This window comes from Magnetospirillum fulvum, from assembly GCF_900108475.1.
Lineage (GTDB): Bacteria > Pseudomonadota > Alphaproteobacteria > Rhodospirillales > Magnetospirillaceae > Phaeospirillum > Phaeospirillum fulvum_A.
In genome coordinates, this window is record NZ_FNWO01000011.1 from 1 (window position 1) to 20,596 (window position 20,596).

Below are 20,596 nucleotides of genomic sequence, written 5' to 3' on the forward strand. Positions count from 1 at the left end.
ATCGACCGACTGATCGGGGGAGATCCTCAACCAAGAATCGACCCCAATCAGATGGTGCTGCTATGACCGTGACGTTTAACCGGACAGCAGTGGGCTTGACCCGCGCATCCACCCGGCGGGGCCTTCCGTCTGCTCGGCTTCAATGGAAAAAACGCGGCCCCGGTTTTCACCGGGACCGCGCCCTTGTCGCGCGAGGCGTCAGGCCGAAGCCTTAGGCACCCGCCTTGCCGGTGCAACCACTGCGGATGTGCAGGCTGTTGCCGCTGTTGCTGTCGATGAAGGTATCCCGGATCGACTGGCGGAAGGTTTCGCTGACCGGAGCCAGACCGGAATAGGAGAGAACGCCGACGCTGCCGTTATTGACGACGTCGTTCGAATAGTACCAGTCGAAGAAGGACGTGACCGCACTGGCCTTCGCCGCGTCGGAATAGCAGGTATAGACCAGGAAGTTGCTGGTCCCGACGATCGGATAGGATTCCGCCCCGGCCGGGTTAACGAGCTTGTTGGTGAATTCTCCGCTCGCATCCTTATCGAGATTGGTTCCGGCGACCCACTTGGTCGGATCGGCCAGATCGGTGCCGGTCGGAGCCGTGAAGTTGCCGAAAGCGGCGGTGGCGCTGGCCGGGGTGGGGGCAACGAAAGAGCCCGCCTTATTCTGCAACGACGCCGCCTTCAGGCTGGCCGTGGTCGACCCGGTATGCTGGGCATAGTCGCCGACATAATCGAGGCCGAGATAACCGATGCTGCCCGGAGCAGTGGCGATCGCGGCGGCGACGCCGGAGCTCTGGTCGGCAGTGACCACGTTGGAGAGGTTGCGAACCGCCTGCGGCAGGGTCGAGGTCGAGGCGGTGTACTTGTTGGTCGATCCGCCGCACACCCCAGCCAGATGACGGGTGAACAGCGAGGTGGTGCCCGAACTGTCCGAACGGCCGACGACGCTCAGCGGGGCGTTGAACTCGGTGTCGTCGGCGTCGGCTTTCAGCGCGGTCGAGATCTGGTTCCAGTTGGTGATGTCACCGTTGAAGATCCCGCAATACTGGGCCTGGGTCAACTGGAGCGGGACGGAGGGATTGAAAGGAAAGGTATCGCCGTCCGCGTTGACGTAGGTCGGGTTGTAGGCGAGCGTCACCGCCGCGACCAGCGCCGGGACCTGGATCATCTCGCCATAGGTGGCCAGCGGGTTTTCATTGCCCGAGCCGGTGCCGTTGGCCGCCTTGAAGCTCAGACCGCTATAGGTGAAAGCAGTCACGCTGTTCCAGGCGGCGAGGTCCGCCGCGACCAGCGGGGTTTCCGACACGGCGAAGCTGACATCCGGATAATTGCCGCCGCTGGGGATGGTGCCCAACTGGGCCGGGTTGTTGGTGAAGAAGGCCTTGATCCCGGTGCCCGAACCGGTCGAGACGTAGTTGATGGTGTCGCTGCTGACCGGGGTCAGGCTGGCGCAATTGTAGGTGCCGCTGTTGAAGTCCGGGATCGCCGGGCTGGCAACGGTGGCGGCCCCCGAGCTCTGCTTGATCAGCAGGGGGGTATCGACGCCGTAGCAACTGGCGGCCTGACGCAGGTACGGAGCAGGCAAAGACGCCCCGCCGCTGTAAACCTGATCGGCCTGAGCCGTGGCAGCCAGTCCGGACAAACCGGACAGAATCGTGGCGCCGAGAAGAAGATGTCTGGCAAACATGGAACCTCCTTAAGGTCGAGTTACTCTGTTCGGACTTGCAAAATTGCAAGGCCGTGAAGTCGAAACGAACAGATTCCACTCCGTGTCAAAGCCCCTTAGGCGCCATGGCGCATGGCTTGTCCACCAACAGGATTAGGACAACACCTTTCGTTTGGACGGTGACACGCCAAGGATGCTTGCATACAAAAATGATAAACTGCAAATGGAGTCACTCTATGTAACGCAACATTAACAGCAATCTGTCATTTTACTGTTGACACCATATCAAAGGCATAATTTTAAGACGAATCAAAACAAGACCGAAGCCATAAAGAAAATTTTATTACAGTCATGATCTTTAATCTTTATTACAAGCCGACAACGATTCCTGAGCGCACCCCCTTGAATCGACTCGATACTAAAAAAGAGTGTTTCGAATATATGAAATCAGCCTTCAACGTCGTCTGATCGGGTTGACGGGCAATCTTCTTTTGCCATCAAATGGCTACCGAACAGTCCGACCCGATTTGCCTACGCCGTCCCCCCGATCCGCATTTCGCGGAAAAGGCGTCGCGCCGGGCGGCGGCGGCGTTTCGGAAGGCAAGCGTCATGGCGAAAGCGCGGCAGACCCCGTCCCAGCCCTTGGCCGATCTGGTTCTCGACCGTGGCTTGACCACGCCCGAAACCCTGGCCCGCGCCCGGCTGGTTCAGGCCGAAACGCAAGAACGCCTCGATTGCGTCTTGACCCGGCTGGGGCTGGTGTCGGAACAGGCCCTGGCCGCCGCGATCGCCCAATTCCTGGGCCTTCCCCAAGTGTCTCCCGCCGACTTCCCCGCCGAGCCGATCGTCGCCGGACGCGGCCCGACTCCCCGCTTTCTGCGCGATGTCCGGGCGGTTCCGCTCCGCCTGACCGAGGCGGCGATCGAGGTCGCCTTCGTCGATCCGTTCGACCCCTATCCCGCCGCCGCCCTGGCCTTGGCCTTTGACCGCCCGGTGCTGGCGCGGGTGGCCAAGGCGGGCGACGTCGAGGCGGCGCTGGACCGCCTGCATCAGGTGGCCGAAGCCGAGGCCCCGGCGGGAGAAGACGAATCCGCCGCCGATCTCGACCTCGAACGGCTGAAGGATCTCAGCAGCGATGCCCCGGTGGTGCGGATGGTCAACGCCCTGATCGGGCGGGCGGTCGAGGCGCGGGCCTCGGATATCCACCTGGAACCGGCCGAAGACCGGCTGGCCGTCCGCTTGCGGATCGACGGGGCCTTGCGCGACGACGAATCCCTGCCCAATCAGGTCAAGACGGCGGTGGTCTCGCGCATCAAGGTGATGTCGGGCCTCGACATCGCCGAGCGTCGCCTACCCCAGGACGGACGCCTGCGGCTGGCAGTGCGTGGCCAGGAAATCGACTTTCGCGTCGCCACCGCCCCGACCATCCACGGCGAAAGCGTGGTGCTGCGGATTCTCGACCGCTCGTCGCTGTCGCTCGATTTCAACGCGCTGGGCTTTACCCCGGACCTGCTGCGCGAATTTCTCGCCCAGTTGAACCGGCCGCACGGCATCGTCCTGGTCACCGGCCCGACTGGCAGCGGCAAGACCACCACCCTTTATACCGCGCTGGCGGCGCTCAACGCCCCGGAACGCAAAATCCTGACGATCGAGGATCCGATCGAATACCGGCTGGCCGGGATCAGCCAGACCCAGGTCAAGCACCAGATCGGGCTCAGTTTCGCCGCCGCTCTGCGCTCCTTTCTTCGCCTCGACCCCGACGTCATCATGGTCGGCGAGGTCCGCGACCTGGAAACCGCCCAGGTGGCGGTGCAGGCGGCGCTGACCGGTCACGCCATCCTTTCGACCCTGCACACCAACGATGCCGCCAGCGCGGTGACCCGGCTGCTCGACATGGGAGTCGAGCCGTTCCTGATCACCTCGACCCTCAACGCGGTTCTGGCCCAGCGGTTGGTCCGCCGCCTCTGCCCCCAGTGCCGCGAGCGGACGCGCCCCCATCCGGACACGCTGGCCGCGCTCGGCCTGCCCGCAGAGGATTCCGCCGCCATCGGCGACCTGTACCGCCCGGTCGGCTGTCCGGCCTGCGGCGGCAGCGGCTATCGCGGTCGGCTGTCGGTGATGGAATTGCTGCCGATCAGCGACGAGATCGTCCGTCTGGTGCTGGCGCGGGCCGAGGCGCGGGAAATCCGCAAGGCGGCGATCGCGGCGGGAATGGTCGCCATGTTCGTCGATGGTGCCCGCAAGGCCGCCGCCGGGCTGACCACCCTCGACGAAATCCTCCGCGTCACGCGGGAGGAATGAGGCGATGACACGCTTTCGCTATCGCGCCGTCGTGCCGGTCACCGGAGAGGTGCGCTCCGCCATCGTCGAGGCTCCCTCGTCCGGTCACCTGCTCGCCTGGCTGCGGCGCGACGGGCTGATGCCGATCGCGGTCGAGGAAACCGCCGCCGCAACCCCCGCCGCCCCGGTCCCCAAGCGAATTTCCTCGGCCTGCCGCAAGGGTCTCCCGCACGCTCTGGGAGAGCTGGCGGTGCTGCTGGGGGCTGGACTGCCGCTGGACAGGGCCTTGCAAATCGTGGTCGAGCATGTGCCGCATCCGGCGTTGAAAGCGTCGTTCGCCGCCCTGCGCGAGCGGGTCAAGGCGGGCATCCCGCTGTCTGGCGCGATGGCCGAGGCGGGCGGATTGTTCCCGCCGATGGCCTGCGCCCTGGCCGAAGCGGGCGAAGCCAGCGGCAGGCTCGAAGCCAGCCTGGGCCGGGCGGCGGAAGCGCTCGACCGCGCCGAGGACCTGCGCCAGACCGTGACGTCGGCGCTGGTCTATCCGGCGATGCTGCTGGCCGTCGCCACCGGGGTCATCCTGGTCATGCTGCTGGTCGTCGTGCCGCAATTCGAAACGCTGCTGTCCGATCTCGGCGGCACGCTGCCCTTTGCCACCGAAATGCTGATGCGGCTCAGCCGCGCCGTCCGGGATGACGGAGCGGTCGGGCTGGCCGGGATGGCGGGCGGCGGTCTGCTCGCGGTTCGGGCGCTGCGGCGGCCGGAGGTGCGGGCGAGGTGGGACCGCGTCGTCCTGCGCCTGCCGATTCTCGGCCCATTGGTGGCCAGCGCCGAAACGGCGCGGCTGGCCCGGACATTGGGGAGTCTGGTCGAGAGCGGCGTGCCGCTGCCGACCGGCCTCGTCATCGCCGGACGCGCGCTTGGCAACACCCATATGGCCGCCGCTCTGGCGCGGGTCGCGGCCGGGGTGAAGGAAGGCGGCGGCGTCTCGGCCCCGCTGGCCGCGACCGGGATCTTCCCACCCATCGCCCTCAGCTTCCTGCGGACGGGGGAAGAGACGGCGCGGCTGGGCCTGATGCTCACCCGACTGGCCGACGTGCTCGACCGCGATGTCCGCACCGCGACCCAGCGCATGATCGCGGTGATGACCCCGTTGATCACCGTGATCCTCGGCCTGGCCGTCGCCGGAATCATCGCGGCGATCTTTTCCGCAATCCTTGGCATCAACGATTTGGCGATACAATCATGAGCTCGAAACGACGTTTCCGCCCCCGGCGCGATGCCGGTTTCACGCTTCTGGAATTGCTGGTGGTTCTGGCCATCATGGGGCTGCTGGCGGCGATCGCCGGGCCGCAGGTTCTCAAATATCTCGGTTCGTCGCGAACCCAGACCGCCCGGGTTCAGGTCCAGAACATCGTCTCCAGCCTGGAGCTGTTCTACCTCGACGTCGGGCGCTATCCCTCCGAATCGGAGGGATTGAAGGCGCTGACGGAGGCGACCCCGACCGCCTCCGGCTGGAACGGTCCCTATCTTCGCAAGGCCGAGGCCCGGCGCGATCCCTGGGGCAATCCCTACCTCTACCGCAATCCGGGAAAGAACAGTCAGATCGACGTCTTCAGCCTGGGCTCCGACGTCGCCGAGGGCGGAACGGGCGAAGCGCAGGACATCGGCAATTGGTAAGCCGGACCGGAACCGATGTCGCTGCTTGAAGCGCTGGTCACCCTCGCCATCGTCGCCCTGCTCGGCACGCTGGGCTATCCGCGTCTGGAGCGGGCCCAGACGAGCCTGATCCTGCGCGAAACGGTCGAATCGCTTCAGGTCGATCTGGAAAGCGCCCGCGCCGCCGCGATCTCGACCGGTCGCCGCACCGATCTGCATCCGGTCGGCGGCGGCCGGGGCTATGCCCGGCCCGACGGGTCGGTGCGGGCGCTGCCCGAGGGAATCGTCCTCGCGGCGGCGGGAGAGATGCGGTTCCATCCCGATGGATCGGCCTCTGGCACGCCATGGGTGGTGGCCGGTGCCGGACGGACCGTCGCGGTGGCGGTCGAAGCGGCGACCGGGTCGATCTGGAAACAGGCGCAATGACCCGCCCGACCGACCAGGGATTCGCCTTGATCGAGGCGATGGTCGCGGTGACGATCATCGCGGCGGCGGCGGCGGCGATGGTTCAGGTTCTGGCCGACGGAGCGGTGCGCAGCCGGGCCATCGCTACCCAGCGCACCGCCCTGCTGGTGGCGCAATCGCGTCTGGCCGCCGTGGGACGCGAATCCCCGGTCGCGCCGGGATTTACCAGCGGAACCGACGGGGCGTTCGTCTGGAGCGTTCGCATCGGTCCCTACCAAACCGGCCAGGGTCGCAGTTCGGCGGGAGACATGTTCCTGGTCGCGGTCGCGGTCCGTACCGCCGGGGCATCATCCGACGCGGTCGAGTTGAGGAGTCTGCGCCTTGCGCCCCCTGGCTGACTCTCAATCCGGCTTCACCCTGCTGGAACTGCTGGTCGGGCTGGCCCTCCTCGCTCTGGCGGCGGCGATGACGGCAACCGGCCTGGGCGGGGCCAACCGCGTCTGGGACCGGACGTCGCAGCGCCAGAAGGCGACCCAGGCGGTCGCCGCCGCCGCATCCGTGTTACGCTTGCGGCTGGAACAGGCCGAACCGGCCTCCCTGTTCGGCGGCACGGCCATTCTCGTCGATTTCTCGGGCACCGCCGAGACGATCCGCTTCCTGGCCCCGCCCTCGGCCTCGTTCGGCTCCGGTGCCCTGCGACGCGATACCGTGTCGCTCGCCGCCGATGGCTCGCTGCTGCTGTCCAGCACCGCCGACGCCCAGCGACGCAGGCCGCTTCCGGTCCGCACCGAAGTGCTGCTGCGCGGGGTCCAGAGCCTCAGCATCGCCTATTTCGGGGCCGGGCCACCCGACGGCCAGCCGCGCTGGCGAGACAGTTGGCGGATGCGTCAGACCCTGCCCGCGCTGATTCGGGTCCGGGTGCGCTTCCCGCCGGGCGATCCCCGCTGGTGGCCGGACCTGATCGTTGCGCCGCGAGCGACGATCGATTCCCGCTGCGTCCAGAACGCCTCCACCGGCCGGTGCCGGGGGCGATGATGGAGCGTCCCCGTCTGACCGGCCGCGATCTGCGCCCCTTGCTGGATATCGCCATCCGAGGCACCGATTGGTGGCTGGAGGAAATGCGCGGGATGCTGCCCCGCCGCTGGCGCGAGGCGGGAGCGCCGCACGGACGCCTGATCGCCCGCCGCGAGGACGAAATCTACCGCTTCGGCCGCTACGAGGACGGCGTCTGGAACCCGGTCGAGCCGGTCGCCGCCGCGCCGGTGGTGGTGTGCCTTCCCGCCACCGCCGGACTGAGCCGCCCGGTGCGGCTGCCTCCGTTGCCGCCCTCCGATCTGCGCCGAATGATCGCCCTGGACATCGACCGCCTGACCCCGTTCGAGGCCGATCAGGTTCTGATCGACACCCGCATCCTGTCGCGCGACGGCGGCGGACAGGTGGTCGCGGTCGGGGTGGTGCGGCGAGAGGATGCCGAGACCGCCCTCGACCACGCCCGGAAATCGGGGCTCTGCCCGACCGGTCTGGCGCTGGAAGACGAAGACGGCGTACCCCGCTTCGATTTCCTGGCGGCGATGCCGAAACCGCCGGTACGGTGGAGCCCCGCCCGCTTATGGGGACTGGCCGCCGCCCTGGCCGCGATCAATCTGACGGTCTCGACTCTGTCCGACGTCGCCGCGCTTGAGGAGGTGCGGCAAACGGCCGAAATGCGTCGTCCGCTGGCCCTCAGCGCGGCAAAGCTGCGCGATACGGTCACGGCGGAATCGGCCAGACGGGCAGCGTTGCAGCAGCGCCGACAGCGGAGCGATCCGCTGCCGCTGCTCGACAGCCTGAGCGCGACCCTGCCCGACACGGTCTGGGTCCAGCGGCTGGAATGGGACGGCAGCACCCTTCGCCTCGATGGCTGGAGTCGGGATCTGGACGATTCCGCTCTGCTTGCCCTGGTCGAGGCCGATCCGCTCCTTGCCAATGCCCGGATCGAGCCCTCGTCGCGTCCGCCCCGCCCGCCCCGCCGCCCCTTTGACATCGTCGCAATCCGCGATCCGGAGGCCGCGCGATGAAGGCGATGACCCCGCGCGAACGCAAACTTGTCGCCCTCGCCATTCTGGCGGGAATCGTCGCCGGACTATGGCTGATGATCCTCGATCCGCTGGCGGGAGGGTATCTCCGCCGTCAGGACGAGCGCGAGCGTCTGACCGCGCAGATTGCCCGCGACAACCGCCTGGTCGCCAACCTGCCCGGATGGAAAGCGGTGGCGGAGGACCAGTCCCGCAGCGCCAGCGACTTTGCCCTGATCGCCCCCACCGCCGCACTGGCAACCGAGGCGCTGAAGGAAAAGGTGATCGCCATCGCCAGCGCGGAAGGGGCCACGGTCAAGCAATCGCAGGCCGTCACCGATGGCGTCCCCGACCATTGGGTGCGGGTCCGGACCGATCTTCGTCTGACCCACCGACAATTCCATGGCTGCCTGCGAAGGCTGGCAAGCGAGGCCCCCTATGTCGTCATCGACTTTCTTTCGGTGGTCGCCGATCAATCCGCGGCTAAAGGCCGGTTGGAACCGCTTGATGTCAGTCTTGTCGTCTCCGCCGAAATCCGCACCGGCCAGGATCAGGCGCGATCCGCGCTGGCTCCCCCTGCTGGTCAGCGCGGCGATGGTCGTCCTTCTCGTCGTCCAGGTGGCGACGCCCCCCGCCCCGGACCCAACGCGACCGCCCCCCGCCCCCCGCGCCATCGTCCCGCCGCAGCCGCAATCGCCGCCGCAATCGCCCGAGTCCGCCGAATGGTCGCGTGTTCTCGACCGTCCGCTGTTTTCTCCAGATCGCCGACCGACCCCGACGGTGGCCGCCGCAACCGCGTTGGAGGGCTTTGTCGTGACCGGCATCGCCGTTTCGGAGCAGGCGGCCTCGGCGGTGGTGCGCCCCCCCGCCGGCAAAACGATCCGTCTGCGTCCCGGCCAGACTCTCGATGGCTGGACGGTGCGACGGATCGCCCCCCAGCGCGTGACCCTCGACCGGGCGGGCGAAAGCCTCGATCTGACACTCGACCCGAAGGGGCTCCGCTCTTCGGGCAAGGGCAAAGAGAAAAGCAAAGGAAATCCCTGATGGATCGCCGCCGCGCCGCCTGCCGCTTCAGCGGACTCGTCTTGCTGTCTCTTCTCGTCGTCGGATGCAGCGGAGAACGGTTCGAAACCCGCGACTCCCCGCCGCCGCCAGCCCCCCGGCTGCAAGACAGCGCCGCCCCCGCCGCGACCGCTCCAACCGCCCCGGCTGCGTCGGCTGCGCCGACCGCCGCCCCCCCTGTCGAGATCCGGCGCGGCACCCAGCGTTTCATCGCCCCGCCCCGCCCCCATGCCGAAGCCCGGCGGGGCAGCGACGGCACGGTGTCGCTGAATTTCGTCAATGTCGATATCCGCGACGTGGCAAAGGCGGTTCTGGGCGACATTCTGGGCCTCGATTACGTCGTCGATGGCGCGGTTCAGGGGACGGTGACGGTCGAGACGGCCCAGCCGGTGGCCCCGGCCGAAATCCTGCCCGCGTTCGAAAGCGGTCTGCGCGCGGCGGGGATGGGACTGGTCGAGCGGGCCAGCGGCTATGCGATCGTTCCCCTGGCCGAGGCGCGGCGGCAACCCGCCCTGGTGGGAACCCAATCGCCCGGATTCGGCACCGAGGCGATCACCTTGCGCTATGTCGGCGCCACCCAGTTGAAAAAGCTGTTCGACCCGATTGTTCCGGAAAACGCCATCCAGGCCGATCCGTCGCGCAACGTGCTGCTGCTGACCGGTTCGGGTGCCGACCGGTCCTCGTTGCGGGCGATGGTCGAACAATTCGACGTCAACTGGCTGCACGGAATGTCGTTCGCCCTGATCACGGTTCAGCGCGCCGACAGCCGCCGTCTGGTCGAGGAACTCAACCAGATCATCAATGCGGAAGGATCGCCCTCTGCCGGGCTGGTCCGGCTGATCGCGATGACCCGGCTGAACGGAATCGTCGCGATCTCGCCGCAGCCGCAATATCTCGACGACGTCCGCTATTGGGCCGAAGAGCTCGACCGCGAGGGCGAAGGCGGCGAACGCCGTCTGTTCGTCTACCGGGTCCAGAACGGACGGGCCTCGAACCTCGCCGCCGTGCTGGGCAACATCTTCGGCACCGCCACTTCGGGCGAAAGCGGAGGAACCGCCGGAGCGGCAGCGGGCGGAGCATCCCCCACCCGCGCCATCGCGGCGGCGATGAGTGCGAATGCGACACCGGCGGCGGCGGCGGCCTCGCCCCTGGCCACGACCGGCCCCGCCCTTGCGACCGGCCAAGCCGCTGGTCTGGGGCAGGTCCAGCAATTGCGGCTGGGCGAGGCGGGACGGACGATCAGCGTCACCAGCGACGACACCAACAACGCGATCGTGATTTACGCCACGTCACGCGAATACGATCTGGTCGAACAGGCGCTCCGCAAGCTCGACACCCTGCCGCTCCAGGTTCTGATCGAAGCGGTGATCACCGAGGTCACCCTCAACGATACGCTCCGCTTCGGTGTCGAATGGTACTTCAAGACCGGTACCAGCAATTTCAGCCTGACCTCGGGCAAGACCGCCCTTCCCGTCCAGTCCTTCCCCGGCTTTTCCTACCTGCTGTCGCAGGGGGACGGCATTCGCACCGTTATCAATGCCCTGGACAAGGTGACGACGATCAACGTCGTCTCGTCGCCGCAATTGCTGGTCCTCAACAACCAGACCGCCTCGCTTCAGGTCGGCGATCAGGTGCCCGTCGCCACCCAATCCTCGGTGAGCACAACCACCGCGAACGCGCCGGTGGTCAATTCGATCGAATACCGCGATACCGGGGTGATCTTGAAGGTGACGCCTCGGGTCAACGACAGCGGCTTGGTTCTGCTCGATATCGCCCAGGAGGTCAGCGACGTCGCCACCACCACCTCATCGACCCTCGATTCGCCCACGATCCAGCAACGACGGGTGTCCAGTTCGGTCGCGGTGCAAGACGGTCAGACCGTCGCGCTCGGCGGGCTGATCCGCGACAATCTGAGCCGGGGCAGCAACGGCATCCCGCTTCTGAAGGATATCCCCTATCTGGGCTCGCTGTTCGGGGCCACCGACAACAGCCGGGTCCGGACCGAGTTGTTGGTGCTGCTGACCCCCCGGGTGGTGCGCAGCAGCGCCGAAGCCCAGGCCGTCACCGACGAATTGCGCCGCAAGATTTCGACGATCGAGCCGATCCCCATCCCGAAAGCTCCGCGCCCATGACCGGGCGGGACGATGGCGGTTTCGCGATGGTGACGGCCGTCGTCGCGGTCGGACTGTTCGCGTGGATGGCGCTGTTGTTCCTCCAGGCGGGTCGAGGCGACGCGGTGCTGGCCCGGGCGGCGACCGACCGGGCTCGCCTGGAGGCGGCGGCCGATGCCGGGGTGATGATCGCCCTGCACGGATTGGGGCAGGAGAACCGGACCCTGCGCTGGCCGATCGACGGAACGGCCCGAACCCTAAGCTTCGACGGAACCGCTTTGACCGTCACGGTCGAGGACGAACGCGGCAAGGTGCCGATCAACACCGCCTCGCCCCAGGTGCTGCGCCAATTGCTGGCGGGGATCGGACTCCAGGGCGAGGGGCTCGACGCTCTCCAGGACGCGATCCTCGACTGGATCGACGGCGACGATGCCCCCCGCGCGCATGGAGCCGAGGACAAGAGCTATCTCGCGGTCGGGGCCGAGATGCTGCCCCGCAACGAGGCGATCCGCACTCTTGAGGAATTGCTGGAGGTGCGCGGGATGAGCCCCGAGAGTTTCGCCCGTCTCGCCCCCTCCCTTACCCTGCTCGAAGCCGGGGCGTTCAACGAACGGACGGCAACGCCGCTGGCCCTGATGGCGATGCACCAATCCAGCGCCAATTCGGTCGAGGTGCAGAACCGTGCCCGCGACATCGCCGGAGCCGGTCGACCCGCGATCGAGATCACCCAGGATATCTCGCTGAAAGGACGACCGCTGACTCTCCGGGTCGAAGCCAGGCGGCCCGGCGGGGCCGCCCTGACCCGAATCGTCGTCGTCGAACTGACCTCCGACCCGGATCAACCGGTCTGGATCCGTCGCTCCCGATGATCGAGCGCCCCGACCTTGCCGCCATCACAATCGCGGCCCTTGTCCTCGGTGCCGCCGCCCTGCCGGTGGTGCGGACCTTTGCGCCGGGGCGGCGATGGTCGTGGCCGATCCGAACCATCGTCGCGGCACAGACGGCGCTCTCGTGGGGGATCGCCTGTCTTCTCCCGCCGCCCTGGGCCTATCTCGGCCTGATCCTGGCCTGGTGTCTGCTTGTCCTCGCCCTGGTCGATTATCTTGAGTTGCGCCTGCCCGACCGGCTGACCTTGCCCCTGACCGGGCTTGGCCTGCTGACATCGCTGACCATCGACGGGGGCGATCCGGTGGCGAGCGGCCTTGGCGCGGTCGCGGGCTATGGAATCTTCACCCTGATCGCATGGCTGTATCGGCGGCTGCGCGGTCTGGACGGGCTGGGCCAGGGAGATGCCAAGCTGCTGGCCGCCTGCGGTGCCTGGCTTGGCTGGCCGGGACTGGCCCCGGTGGTGCTGACCGCCTCTCTTCTGGCCTTGGCCGTCCTGCTCGTCCATCGGTTCGTCACCCATCGCCCCATCGCCCCCCATGAGGCGTTTCCATTCGGCCCGTTTCTGTGCGGCGGATTCTGGCTGGTCTGGGTGCTGGGGTAGGCTCGGGAAAATACGCTATATCGTTCTGGTGCTTCCGGCCCTATGCGGGGGGTGATAATACTTTTGCATCGCATCGGGGAAGCCTAAACGGCGAAACACTCTTTTGCCTTATTTTACCGATAATCCGTCAATCCAAGAGAACAAGACAATATCGCAACATCAACCATTACGCTCCTCTGTGGAAAAATGAAGTCTCTCTTCTTGATCGTCGCCCTGCTTCTAGGATGCCTTCTCGCTGCTCCGGCCAATGCGAATGATCTGATCGCCGAACGCGCTATCCGAGCCGATGTCACGGAAACGCTGACGATTGACGATATCGTCGCGGGCGCGGCAACGGATTTCAAGCCCGCCGAGATCATTCGCTTCCGCGGATCGCCCCAATGGATTCGCCTGCGGGTCCGCGCCCCCGCCGAGGGCAGCAAGGTCGTATTGTTCATTCGCCCGACCTACCTCAACGACGTCCGTCTCTATCAGGCTGATCCCTCCGCACCGAACGGATGGACGACGCGCATGACCGGGAGCGACTATCCCTACGGCGAACGTGACCGGCGCAGGATTTCGCTGGGCTTTGTCATCAACGTCTCCGCCCCCGAAGAGACCGTCTACTTCCGGATCGAAAGCAGGCACCGTACCATTTTGAACATCGAGGCGCTGACCCCGCTTGAAGCAGAACAAAAAGATTTCGACAGAGACCTTCTCTTCGTCTTTTTCGTCACGACGATGACCACCTTGTTATTATGGGCCATTCATTCGTACTTTTTGGACAGACAGAAGGTCTTCGCCTTATTCGCCCTCCACCAATTAGTTTATACCTTGTTTGGAATCTCGGTCACCGGCTATGTCGCGCCGCTGCTGCCCCCCCAATTGTCCGGGCAGACCGATACCATCGGCGGAGTCGTCTACATCCTGATCGGGCTGACGATGACGCTGTTCTGCCGAGAATTGTTCAAGCCGTACTCCCCGCCCCGGGCGATACGATGGGGGTTCTGGGCTTTGATCGCCCTGTTCTCCCTCAATTGCACGGCCTTCCTCGCCGGATACAAAGCGCCCGCGACGTTGTCGAACACCATCGCCACCAAGTTGATGCTGATCTACTTCGTGATCGCCTCGTTCCATCTGCGGACGGAGGGAACGCCGCGACGGGTCGTGATCCAGGTCATGTTTGCCTCCATCCTGATCAACAATATGGCCTTCTGGATCCCGACCTATCTCGACCTCAACGTCACCGTTTTCAAATGGAGCGGGATCCAGGTTCTGTTCGTCGATGGGTTCCTGATCGCCTGCCTGTTCGCGGTGATGGCCTATGTCCGCGCCCGCGCCGTCCGACGCGAAGCGGTCGAGGCGGCCCAGGCCCTGGCGATCATCAACCGCAATCTTCAACAAGAGATCGAACGGAAGGATCAGGCCCAGACCGAAGCCCGAACCGACTTCCTGACCGGTTTGTTCAACCGCCGCCATTTCTTCGAACTGGCCCAGCGCGAACTGGACCGCTCGATCCGCTATCGGCAGCCCTTCACCCTGCTGATGATCGATATCGACCATTTCAAGCAGATCAACGACACCTGGGGTCATAGTTTCGGCGACGAGGTTCTGCGCACCGTTGCCTGGATTCTGCGCGACACGCTGCGTAGCGTCGATATTTTCGGCCGTACCGGGGGTGAGGAATTCGCCGCCGTGATCGTCGAGAGCAGCGAAGCCGATGCGGTCGAGATCGCCCACAGAGTCCGGGCCGCTGTCGAAGCGAATCCGCTGACCGCCCCGGACGGAACGACGATCCAGGTGACTGTTTCGATCGGAATCACCCATCTGCGCGGACGTATGGTCGGGTTCGACCGCGTGATGAACGAAGCCGATCAGGCGATGTACGCGGCCAAAAAAACCGGCCGCAACCGGATCATGGTCAACGCCTAAAGGCGGGCGGCTTGCGCGGGCTGATCGGGGGGGCTAGGGTTGCCTCCCGCTCATCGAGCGACACATCACGCCAGACCGCCGTTTTTCCGGAGACTATCGAATGCGGACAGCCCTGCTGTCGCTCTTCATCTTGTGCTCGGCAGGCGCGGCCCAGGCCGCCGACCTGACCCTGACCGTGATCCATGCCGCCGATTTCGGCCCGGTGCGGGGGATGGTGTTCGGCGATGCCGACAGCTTCGACCGCCGCGAGTCGCCGGTGGCGAAATTCTCGCAAACATCGGAAAACGGAATCGTCGTCGTCAGCCTCGCCAACCTGCCGCCCGGTCGCTATGCGGTGGCGCTGTACCAGGATCGCAACGGCAACGACCGGCTGGACAAGACGATGTTCGGCCTGCCCACCGAACCTTATGGCTTTTCCAACGATGCCAGCGCTCCGTTAGGGCCGCCCGATTTCGATCAGGCGGCTTTCGTCATCGCCCAGACCGAACAGCACCATGCCATCACCATCACCCTGCGCTGATCCCGCCGCGATCCTGATCACCGGGGCGTCGTCGGGGCTGGGGGCGGCGCTGGCCGTGGAATACGCCACAGCCGGAATCACCCTGTTTCTCTGCGGGCGCGACGAGGCCCGGCTGGCGGCGGTGGCGGCAACCTGCCGCGCGCGAGGAGCCGAGGTTCTGGCCACCTCGCTCGATGTCACTGGGGCCGAGGCGGTCGCCGCCTGGGTCGCCGCCTGCGACCGTCACCGCCCGCTTGACCTCGTCATCGCCAATGCCGGGATCTCGGCCGGAACCGCGGGCGGAACCGAGGGAGCCGAGCAGACCCGGGCGATCTTCGCCGTCAATCTCGACGGAACCGTCAACACGGTGATGCCCGCCATCGCGGCAATGCGGCCGCGCGGGCGTGGCCAGATCGCGCTGATGAGTTCGATGGCAAGCTTTCGCGGCGTGGGCGGCGCGCCAGCCTATTGCGGCTCGAAAGCGGCGGTGCGGGTGTGGGGCGAGGCCCTGCGCGGCGCGCTGGCGGCGGACGGCATCGCCGTCTCGGTGATCTGTCCCGGCTTCGTCGCGACCCCGATGACCGCGATCAACGATTTCGCAATGCCGTTCCTGATGACGGCGGACTCCGCCGCCCGGCTGATCCGGCGCAAGCTGGCCGCCAATCGCGGCCGGATCGCCTTTCCCGGACCGATGGCGGCCTTGAGCTGGCTGGCCGCCGCCCTGCCCGATTCCATCGCCGACCGCCTGACCCGCCATCTTCCGGCCAAGCGGTAATGGCGGCGATGAGGCCAGAGCCTGATAATCCGGCCCGACAGGGCACAATGACAGTGACGAACAAGGGAGAACGATGGTGAGCATCGCCAGCATGACCGGCTATGCCCGCGCCGAAGGGCGCGATTCCCTGACCTCATGGGTGTGGGAGGCCAAAAGCGTCAATGGCCGCGGCTTCGATCTGCGTCTGCGCCTGCCATCGGGCCACGACGGACTCGACATCCCAGCCCGCGAGGCCGCCGCCCGCCGCATCGCCCGCGGCAATGTCCAATTGTCGCTGACCCTGTCGCGCCAGAGCGACGCGGGCGAGATGCGGATCAACACCGCGCTGCTGACCCGTCTGGCCGATCTGTGCCGCGAGTGGCAGGCGGTGCGGCCCGAATTGGCTCCGGCGCGGATGGACGGGCTGCTGGCGATCCGGGGCGTAATCGAACCCGCCACCGAGGACGAGCCCGCCGAGGACGCGGCCGGACGCGACGCCCGCGCCGCCGCGTTGAAGGACTCGCTGGAGGCGGTGCTGGACCAACTGGTGGCATCGCGCCGGGGCGAAGGGGCACGGATCGGCGCGGTGCTGAAGGTCCAGTTGGACGAGATCAAGGCGCTGACCGCGCGGGCCGGGGCCTGCGCCGCTCTGCGCCCCGAAGCGATCCGCGAGCGTTTTTCCCTGCAATTGGCGGCGGTGCTGGACGCCGTCCCCAGCCTGAGCGAAGACCGAGTGGCGCAGGAAGTCGCCCTGCTGCTGGTCAAGGTCGATGTGCGCGAGGAACTGGACCGGCTCGCCGCCCATGTCGCGGCGGCGGCGGCCCTGCTCGACCAGGGCGGCGTGATCGGGCGCAAGCTCGACTTCCTGGCCCAGGAATTCAACCGCGAGGCCAACACGCTGTGCTCCAAATCGGCCGATGTCGACCTGACCCGGATCGGCCTCGATTTGAAGGCGGTGATCGATCAGTTCAAGGAGCAGGTGCAGAACATCGAGTAGACCGGGTATTTTTCCCGCCAGGGCGCTTGCTCCGGCGGCGGCCATCGGCCAATATGCCTGCCTCATCCTCATGGTTCCGAAGGTTGACTCTCCCATGATCGCCAAACCCCTTGCCGCTCTTCTCCTGACGTCGGCCCTCGCTTTGTCCGCGTCCCCGGTCGCCGCCCAGGACAGCGGTGCCTTGACCCCCAAGCAGGCCGAGGCGGTCAAGAAGGTCGTCCGCGACTACCTGATGGAACACCCCGAAGTTCTGGCCGAATCGCTTGAGGCCCTGCGCGAGAAGATGCGCGCCCAGGCCGAGGCCGACGCCCACAAGATGCTCGAAGCCCGCAAGGACGACGTCTATCGCAGCGCCGACGATCCGGTCAGCGGCAACACCAAGGGCGACATCACCATCGTCCAGTTCTTCGATTACAATTGCGGCTTCTGCAAGCAGACCTTCGATTCCCTGTGGGAAGCGGTCAAGGCCGACGGCAAGGTCCGCGTCGTCTACAAGGAATATCCGATCCTGGGGCCGGATTCGGTGTTCGCCGCTCGCGTCGCCCTGGTCGCCAAGGCGCAGAGCCAGGCCAAGTACGACGACCTCCACCGCGCTCTGATGAAGTTCCGCGGCCGCCTCGACGAGAAGGCGGTGCTGCGGATCGCCGCCGAGCAGGGCTTCAATGTCGAGCAATTGAAGAAGGACATCACCAACCCCGAGATCGACCGCCAGCTGTCGAAGGTGTTCGACCTCGGCCGCGCCCTCGATATCGGCGGCACGCCCACCTTCATCATCGGCGACCGCATTTTGTCGAGCGCGCTCGACCAGACCACCTTCCGCCAGTTGATCGACAACGCGCGCAAGACCGGCGCGGGCAAGAGCTGATCGCCGCTCGGCACAGCAAAAACCCGGCGAGGGAAACCTCGCCGGGTTTTTTTATGGAAGCATCACCGCCTATCCTCGTTCCGGATCTGCCGTGGTCTCGATCAAATCGGGACGGCGACGGGCGAAGCGCTGGTCGAGACGGACCGCGCCGATCGCGACGGCGAACAAAGCCAGCCACACCACCCGGTTCTGATAGCGGTCGTGCGGATTGGAAATCGCACCGCAGACAATCGCATTGCCGATAATGGCCAGCGTCACGATCACCGCCAGCCCGGTGGTCGAGCGGTCGCGCCGTCGCCACGCCACCACCAGCACCGCCAACAGCGCCAGTTCGGCGGCGTAATTGACCGGAACCTGGAAATCGTTCTGGGCGGTGAAATCAAGCGCGGGCCGCCGCTGTTGGCGGGCGAAGCGGAATTCGCGGAACTCGTCGGGGAAGTGGCGCAACTGGGTTTTGACGAAGTGCCAGGTCATCGGCACCAGATCTTCGCCGCTATCGATCGATTGCAATTGCTCGACCGTGTTGTCAAAGGCGGCACTCAGCACTTTGAGCGGGAAGCGGCGAATCGCATCCTTGACGATGAACCCCGCCTCGTCATGCATCGCCTTCCAGCCGCCCATCTCGTCGAACGGACTGTCGCCCCACAGGAATTCGTCGGCGGTGCGGGGCAACTCGTCCTTGTGCTCGCACATCTTCAGCGGCGCGCCCTGGGGGCAGACCTCGTCGAGATAGGCCTGGGCGACGCCGTTCTGGACGAACAGAGCCAGTTGCAGCACCTGACCCGACTCGCTGAAAAAGAACCGTCCGGTAACCAGTTGGTGCGTCACCGGAACCGCCAGGATGCCGCCGATAATCGACAGAGTGACGACGGTCAGGCGGGGACGCGGCATCCGCCGGATCAGCCGCGACAGCCCCGACATCGCCCACAGCACCATCAGCAACCCGGCCGCGACGGCGACATGCGACATGTGGACGCAGATCGCCAGCGCCGTCACCACCCCCAGCGCCCAGCGCCGCCAGCGCGGCAGCCCCTCGCCGAAGGCCAAAGCGGCAACCCCCAGGATCGAGACCCCGGCAAAGACGTCGGCCAGCAATTGCGAGGCGACCCAGGGCAGCCCGGTCAGCAGAGCCAGCAGCAGACCGATGGCGAGAAACACGATGTGCCGCCAGCGCCCGACAAAGCCCATCACCGCTTCATGCAGAACCCAGGTGGTCAGCACCGCCTGGACCACCGGCATGATCCACAGCGAATCGAACAGCCGGGTTAGGGTGACCAACATGCTGTAGGTCATCGTCCGCCAGACGATCGGCTGAAAGCTGAACGCCATATCGACGTAATCTTCGCTGTCGAAATAGATCAGCGGATAGCCGTTCCACAAAGCGGGCGCGATCAGCAGCAGCACGACCAGCACGAAAGACAGGCAATGCCAGGCAAACGACCAGCCGGTGAGCGGGACTCGCGGCATCGGAGGTTAGACCCCCCGCTTCCAGGTCGTCCCCGCCGCGCCGTCTTCCAGCACGATCCCGGCCAGGGCCAGCGCCTGGCGAATCCGGTCGGCCTCGGCGAAATCGCGGCCCTTGCGGGCGGCGGCACGGGCCTCGATCATCGCCTCGACCTCGGCATCATCGGGACCGCTGCCCTTGGCCGTCGCGGTCTTGAACCACGCCTCGGGATCATGGAACAGCAGACCGAGCAGACGGCCCGAGGCGAGCAGGCGCGCCTTACCCCGCGCCTTGTCGGCGGAGGTCGTGGCCTTGTTCAGGCTTCCGGCCAGATCGTGAAGATGGCTGATCGCCAGCGGAGTGTTGAGATCGTCTTCGAGCGCGGCGCGCACCTCGATCGGAGCCGGGGCGGAATCGTCTGCGGGGATGTCGGCGACGGCGCGCAACGCGGTATAGAGGCGGTCGAGCGTCGCCCGCGACTGCCGCAGCAAATCGGCGGTCCAATCGAGCGGCTGGTGGTAATGGGTGGTCAGCATCGCCAGCCGCACCGCCTCGCCCGGCGCCTGATCGAGCAGGTCGCGGACAGTGATGAAATTCCCCAGCGACTTCGACATCTTCTCGCCATTGACCATCAGCCAGCCATTGTGGAGCCAGTAGCGGGCAAACGGCTGACCGTTGGCGCAGACACTCTGCGCGATCTCGTTTTCATGGTGGGGGAAAACCAGATCCTGGCCGCCGCCATGGATATCGAAACTGGCCCCCAGATGTTCAAGGCTCATCGCCGAGCATTCGATGTGCCAGCCGGGACGGCCGCGTCCCCACGGGCTGTCCCAGCCGGGCAGATCGTCGGACGAGGGTTTCCACAGCACGAAATCGCCGGGGTCTTTCTTGTAGGGAGCGACCTCGACCCGGGCACCGGCGATCATCTCGTCCTGCGAGCGCCGCGACAACGCGCCATAGGACGGCATCGAGCCGACGCTGAACAGGACATGACCCTCGGCTTCATAAGCGTGTCCGCGCTCGATCAGCCGGGCGATCATCGCCACCATCTGGGCGATGTGGGCGGTGGCGCGCGGCTCGACATCGGGGGGCAGGCAGTTCAGCGCCGCGATATCCTCGTGGAACAAGGCGGTGGTCCGGGCGGTGATCGCCGCGATCGGCTCGCCCGAATCCTTGGCGCGCTGGTTGATCTTGTCGTCAACGTCGGTGATGTTGCGGACATAGCGCACCGACGGGTAGGTCTGTTTCAGCAGCCGGTACAGCACGTCGAAAACGATCACCGGCCGGGCATTGCCGATATGGGCACGGTCATAGACGGTCGGGCCGCAGACATACATCCCGACATGATCGGGAGCCAGCGGCTCGAACGGATCCTTGCGACGGGATAGGGTATTATAAAGGACGAGCGGCAC

The 20,596-nt window shown here is 66.1% G+C and carries 19 protein-coding genes and 1 pseudogene; 17 read left to right on the forward strand and 3 right to left on the reverse strand.

Annotated elements, in window-relative coordinates; all coding sequences use genetic code 11:
• Window positions 1-211: 211 nt before the first annotated feature.
• Window positions 212-1,678: a PstS family phosphate ABC transporter substrate-binding protein gene (locus BLW40_RS12605; protein ID WP_074769117.1), complete on the reverse strand. Its 1,467-nt coding sequence runs from the start codon at window positions 1,676-1,678 to the stop codon at window positions 212-214.
• A 588-nt stretch (window positions 1,679-2,266) separates the two neighbouring features.
• Here BLW40_RS12605 and BLW40_RS12610 point away from each other — a divergent pair.
• The 17 genes and pseudogenes from BLW40_RS12610 (at window position 2,267) to BLW40_RS12685 (ending at window position 17,740) form a co-directional block, all read left to right on the forward strand.
• Window positions 2,267-3,958, forward strand: a complete 1,692-nt coding sequence (locus tag BLW40_RS12610) for a GspE/PulE family protein (protein WP_074769389.1) — start codon at window positions 2,267-2,269, stop codon at window positions 3,956-3,958.
• A gap of 4 nt (window positions 3,959-3,962) precedes the next feature.
• The gene (locus BLW40_RS12615) at window positions 3,963-5,183 is read left to right on the forward strand and encodes a type II secretion system F family protein (RefSeq protein ID WP_074769119.1); all 1,221 of its coding nucleotides are present in this window, start codon (window positions 3,963-3,965) and stop codon (window positions 5,181-5,183) included.
• Window positions 5,180-5,614 (forward strand): type II secretion system major pseudopilin GspG, encoded by a 435-nt coding sequence (gene gspG / locus BLW40_RS12620; protein WP_074769121.1) that lies wholly within the window; start codon window positions 5,180-5,182, stop codon window positions 5,612-5,614. The genes BLW40_RS12615 and gspG overlap by 4 nt, the downstream gene beginning before the upstream one ends.
• 15 nt (window positions 5,615-5,629) lie before the next feature.
• Complete coding sequence (locus BLW40_RS12625; RefSeq protein WP_074769123.1) at window positions 5,630-6,019, forward strand: pilus assembly FimT family protein; 390 nt, start codon at window positions 5,630-5,632, stop codon at window positions 6,017-6,019.
• Window positions 6,016-6,396 carry a prepilin-type N-terminal cleavage/methylation domain-containing protein gene (locus tag BLW40_RS12630; RefSeq protein WP_074769125.1) on the forward strand — a complete coding sequence of 127 codons (381 nt, stop codon included), beginning with the start codon at window positions 6,016-6,018 and terminating at the stop codon, window positions 6,394-6,396. The genes BLW40_RS12625 and BLW40_RS12630 overlap by 4 nt, the downstream gene beginning before the upstream one ends.
• Entirely contained in the window at window positions 6,380-7,033 is a 654-nt protein-coding gene (locus BLW40_RS12635) for a prepilin-type N-terminal cleavage/methylation domain-containing protein (RefSeq protein ID WP_074769127.1), read from the forward strand. Before BLW40_RS12630 ends, BLW40_RS12635 begins: the two co-directional genes overlap by 17 nt.
• Window positions 7,030-8,055, forward strand: coding sequence for a PilN domain-containing protein (locus tag BLW40_RS12640; RefSeq protein ID WP_139305589.1), 1,026 nt, complete (start codon window positions 7,030-7,032; stop codon window positions 8,053-8,055). The genes BLW40_RS12635 and BLW40_RS12640 overlap by 4 nt, the downstream gene beginning before the upstream one ends.
• Before the next feature lie 74 nt (window positions 8,056-8,129).
• Window positions 8,130-8,522 (forward strand): annotated as a pseudogene (gspM, locus tag BLW40_RS18185) (type II secretion system protein GspM); the annotation flags it as partial.
• Window positions 8,523-8,559: 37 nt separating this feature from the next.
• On the forward strand, window positions 8,560-9,096 hold the full coding sequence (locus BLW40_RS17995) for a hypothetical protein (protein ID WP_244511182.1): 537 nt from the start codon (window positions 8,560-8,562) through the stop codon (window positions 9,094-9,096).
• Window positions 9,096-11,246: a type II secretion system secretin GspD gene (gene gspD / locus BLW40_RS12650; protein ID WP_074769391.1), complete on the forward strand. Its 2,151-nt coding sequence runs from the start codon at window positions 9,096-9,098 to the stop codon at window positions 11,244-11,246. The genes BLW40_RS17995 and gspD overlap by 1 nt, the downstream gene beginning before the upstream one ends.
• Window positions 11,243-12,094, forward strand: coding sequence for a type II secretion system minor pseudopilin (locus tag BLW40_RS12655; RefSeq protein WP_074769131.1), 852 nt, complete (start codon window positions 11,243-11,245; stop codon window positions 12,092-12,094). The genes gspD and BLW40_RS12655 overlap by 4 nt, the downstream gene beginning before the upstream one ends.
• Window positions 12,091-12,714, forward strand: coding sequence for a prepilin peptidase (locus tag BLW40_RS12660; protein ID WP_074769133.1), 624 nt, complete (start codon window positions 12,091-12,093; stop codon window positions 12,712-12,714). Before BLW40_RS12655 ends, BLW40_RS12660 begins: the two co-directional genes overlap by 4 nt.
• Before the next feature lie 186 nt (window positions 12,715-12,900).
• The gene (locus tag BLW40_RS12665) at window positions 12,901-14,625 is read left to right on the forward strand and encodes a diguanylate cyclase (RefSeq protein ID WP_074769135.1); all 1,725 of its coding nucleotides are present in this window, start codon (window positions 12,901-12,903) and stop codon (window positions 14,623-14,625) included.
• 100 nt (window positions 14,626-14,725) lie between these two features.
• Window positions 14,726-15,145 carry a DUF2141 domain-containing protein gene (locus tag BLW40_RS12670; protein ID WP_074769137.1) on the forward strand — a complete coding sequence of 140 codons (420 nt, stop codon included), beginning with the start codon at window positions 14,726-14,728 and terminating at the stop codon, window positions 15,143-15,145.
• A complete protein-coding gene (locus BLW40_RS12675; RefSeq protein WP_074769139.1) occupies window positions 15,120-15,899 on the forward strand; it encodes an SDR family NAD(P)-dependent oxidoreductase in 780 nt (259 codons plus the stop codon). The genes BLW40_RS12670 and BLW40_RS12675 overlap by 26 nt, the downstream gene beginning before the upstream one ends.
• Before the next feature lie 73 nt (window positions 15,900-15,972).
• Window positions 15,973-16,875, forward strand: a complete 903-nt coding sequence (locus BLW40_RS12680; RefSeq protein ID WP_170834576.1) for a YicC/YloC family endoribonuclease — start codon at window positions 15,973-15,975, stop codon at window positions 16,873-16,875.
• Between the two features lie 94 nt (window positions 16,876-16,969).
• Window positions 16,970-17,740, forward strand: a complete 771-nt coding sequence (locus BLW40_RS12685) for a DsbA family protein (RefSeq protein WP_074769141.1) — start codon at window positions 16,970-16,972, stop codon at window positions 17,738-17,740.
• 69 nt (window positions 17,741-17,809) lie between these two features.
• On the opposite strand, the gene BLW40_RS12690 is transcribed toward BLW40_RS12685, so the two are convergent.
• Complete coding sequence (locus BLW40_RS12690; RefSeq protein WP_074769143.1) at window positions 17,810-19,207, reverse strand: hypothetical protein; 1,398 nt, start codon at window positions 19,205-19,207, stop codon at window positions 17,810-17,812.
• A 6-nt stretch (window positions 19,208-19,213) separates the two neighbouring features.
• The gene (gene cysS / locus BLW40_RS12695) at window positions 19,214-20,596 is read right to left on the reverse strand and encodes a cysteine--tRNA ligase (protein ID WP_074769145.1); all 1,383 of its coding nucleotides are present in this window, start codon (window positions 20,594-20,596) and stop codon (window positions 19,214-19,216) included.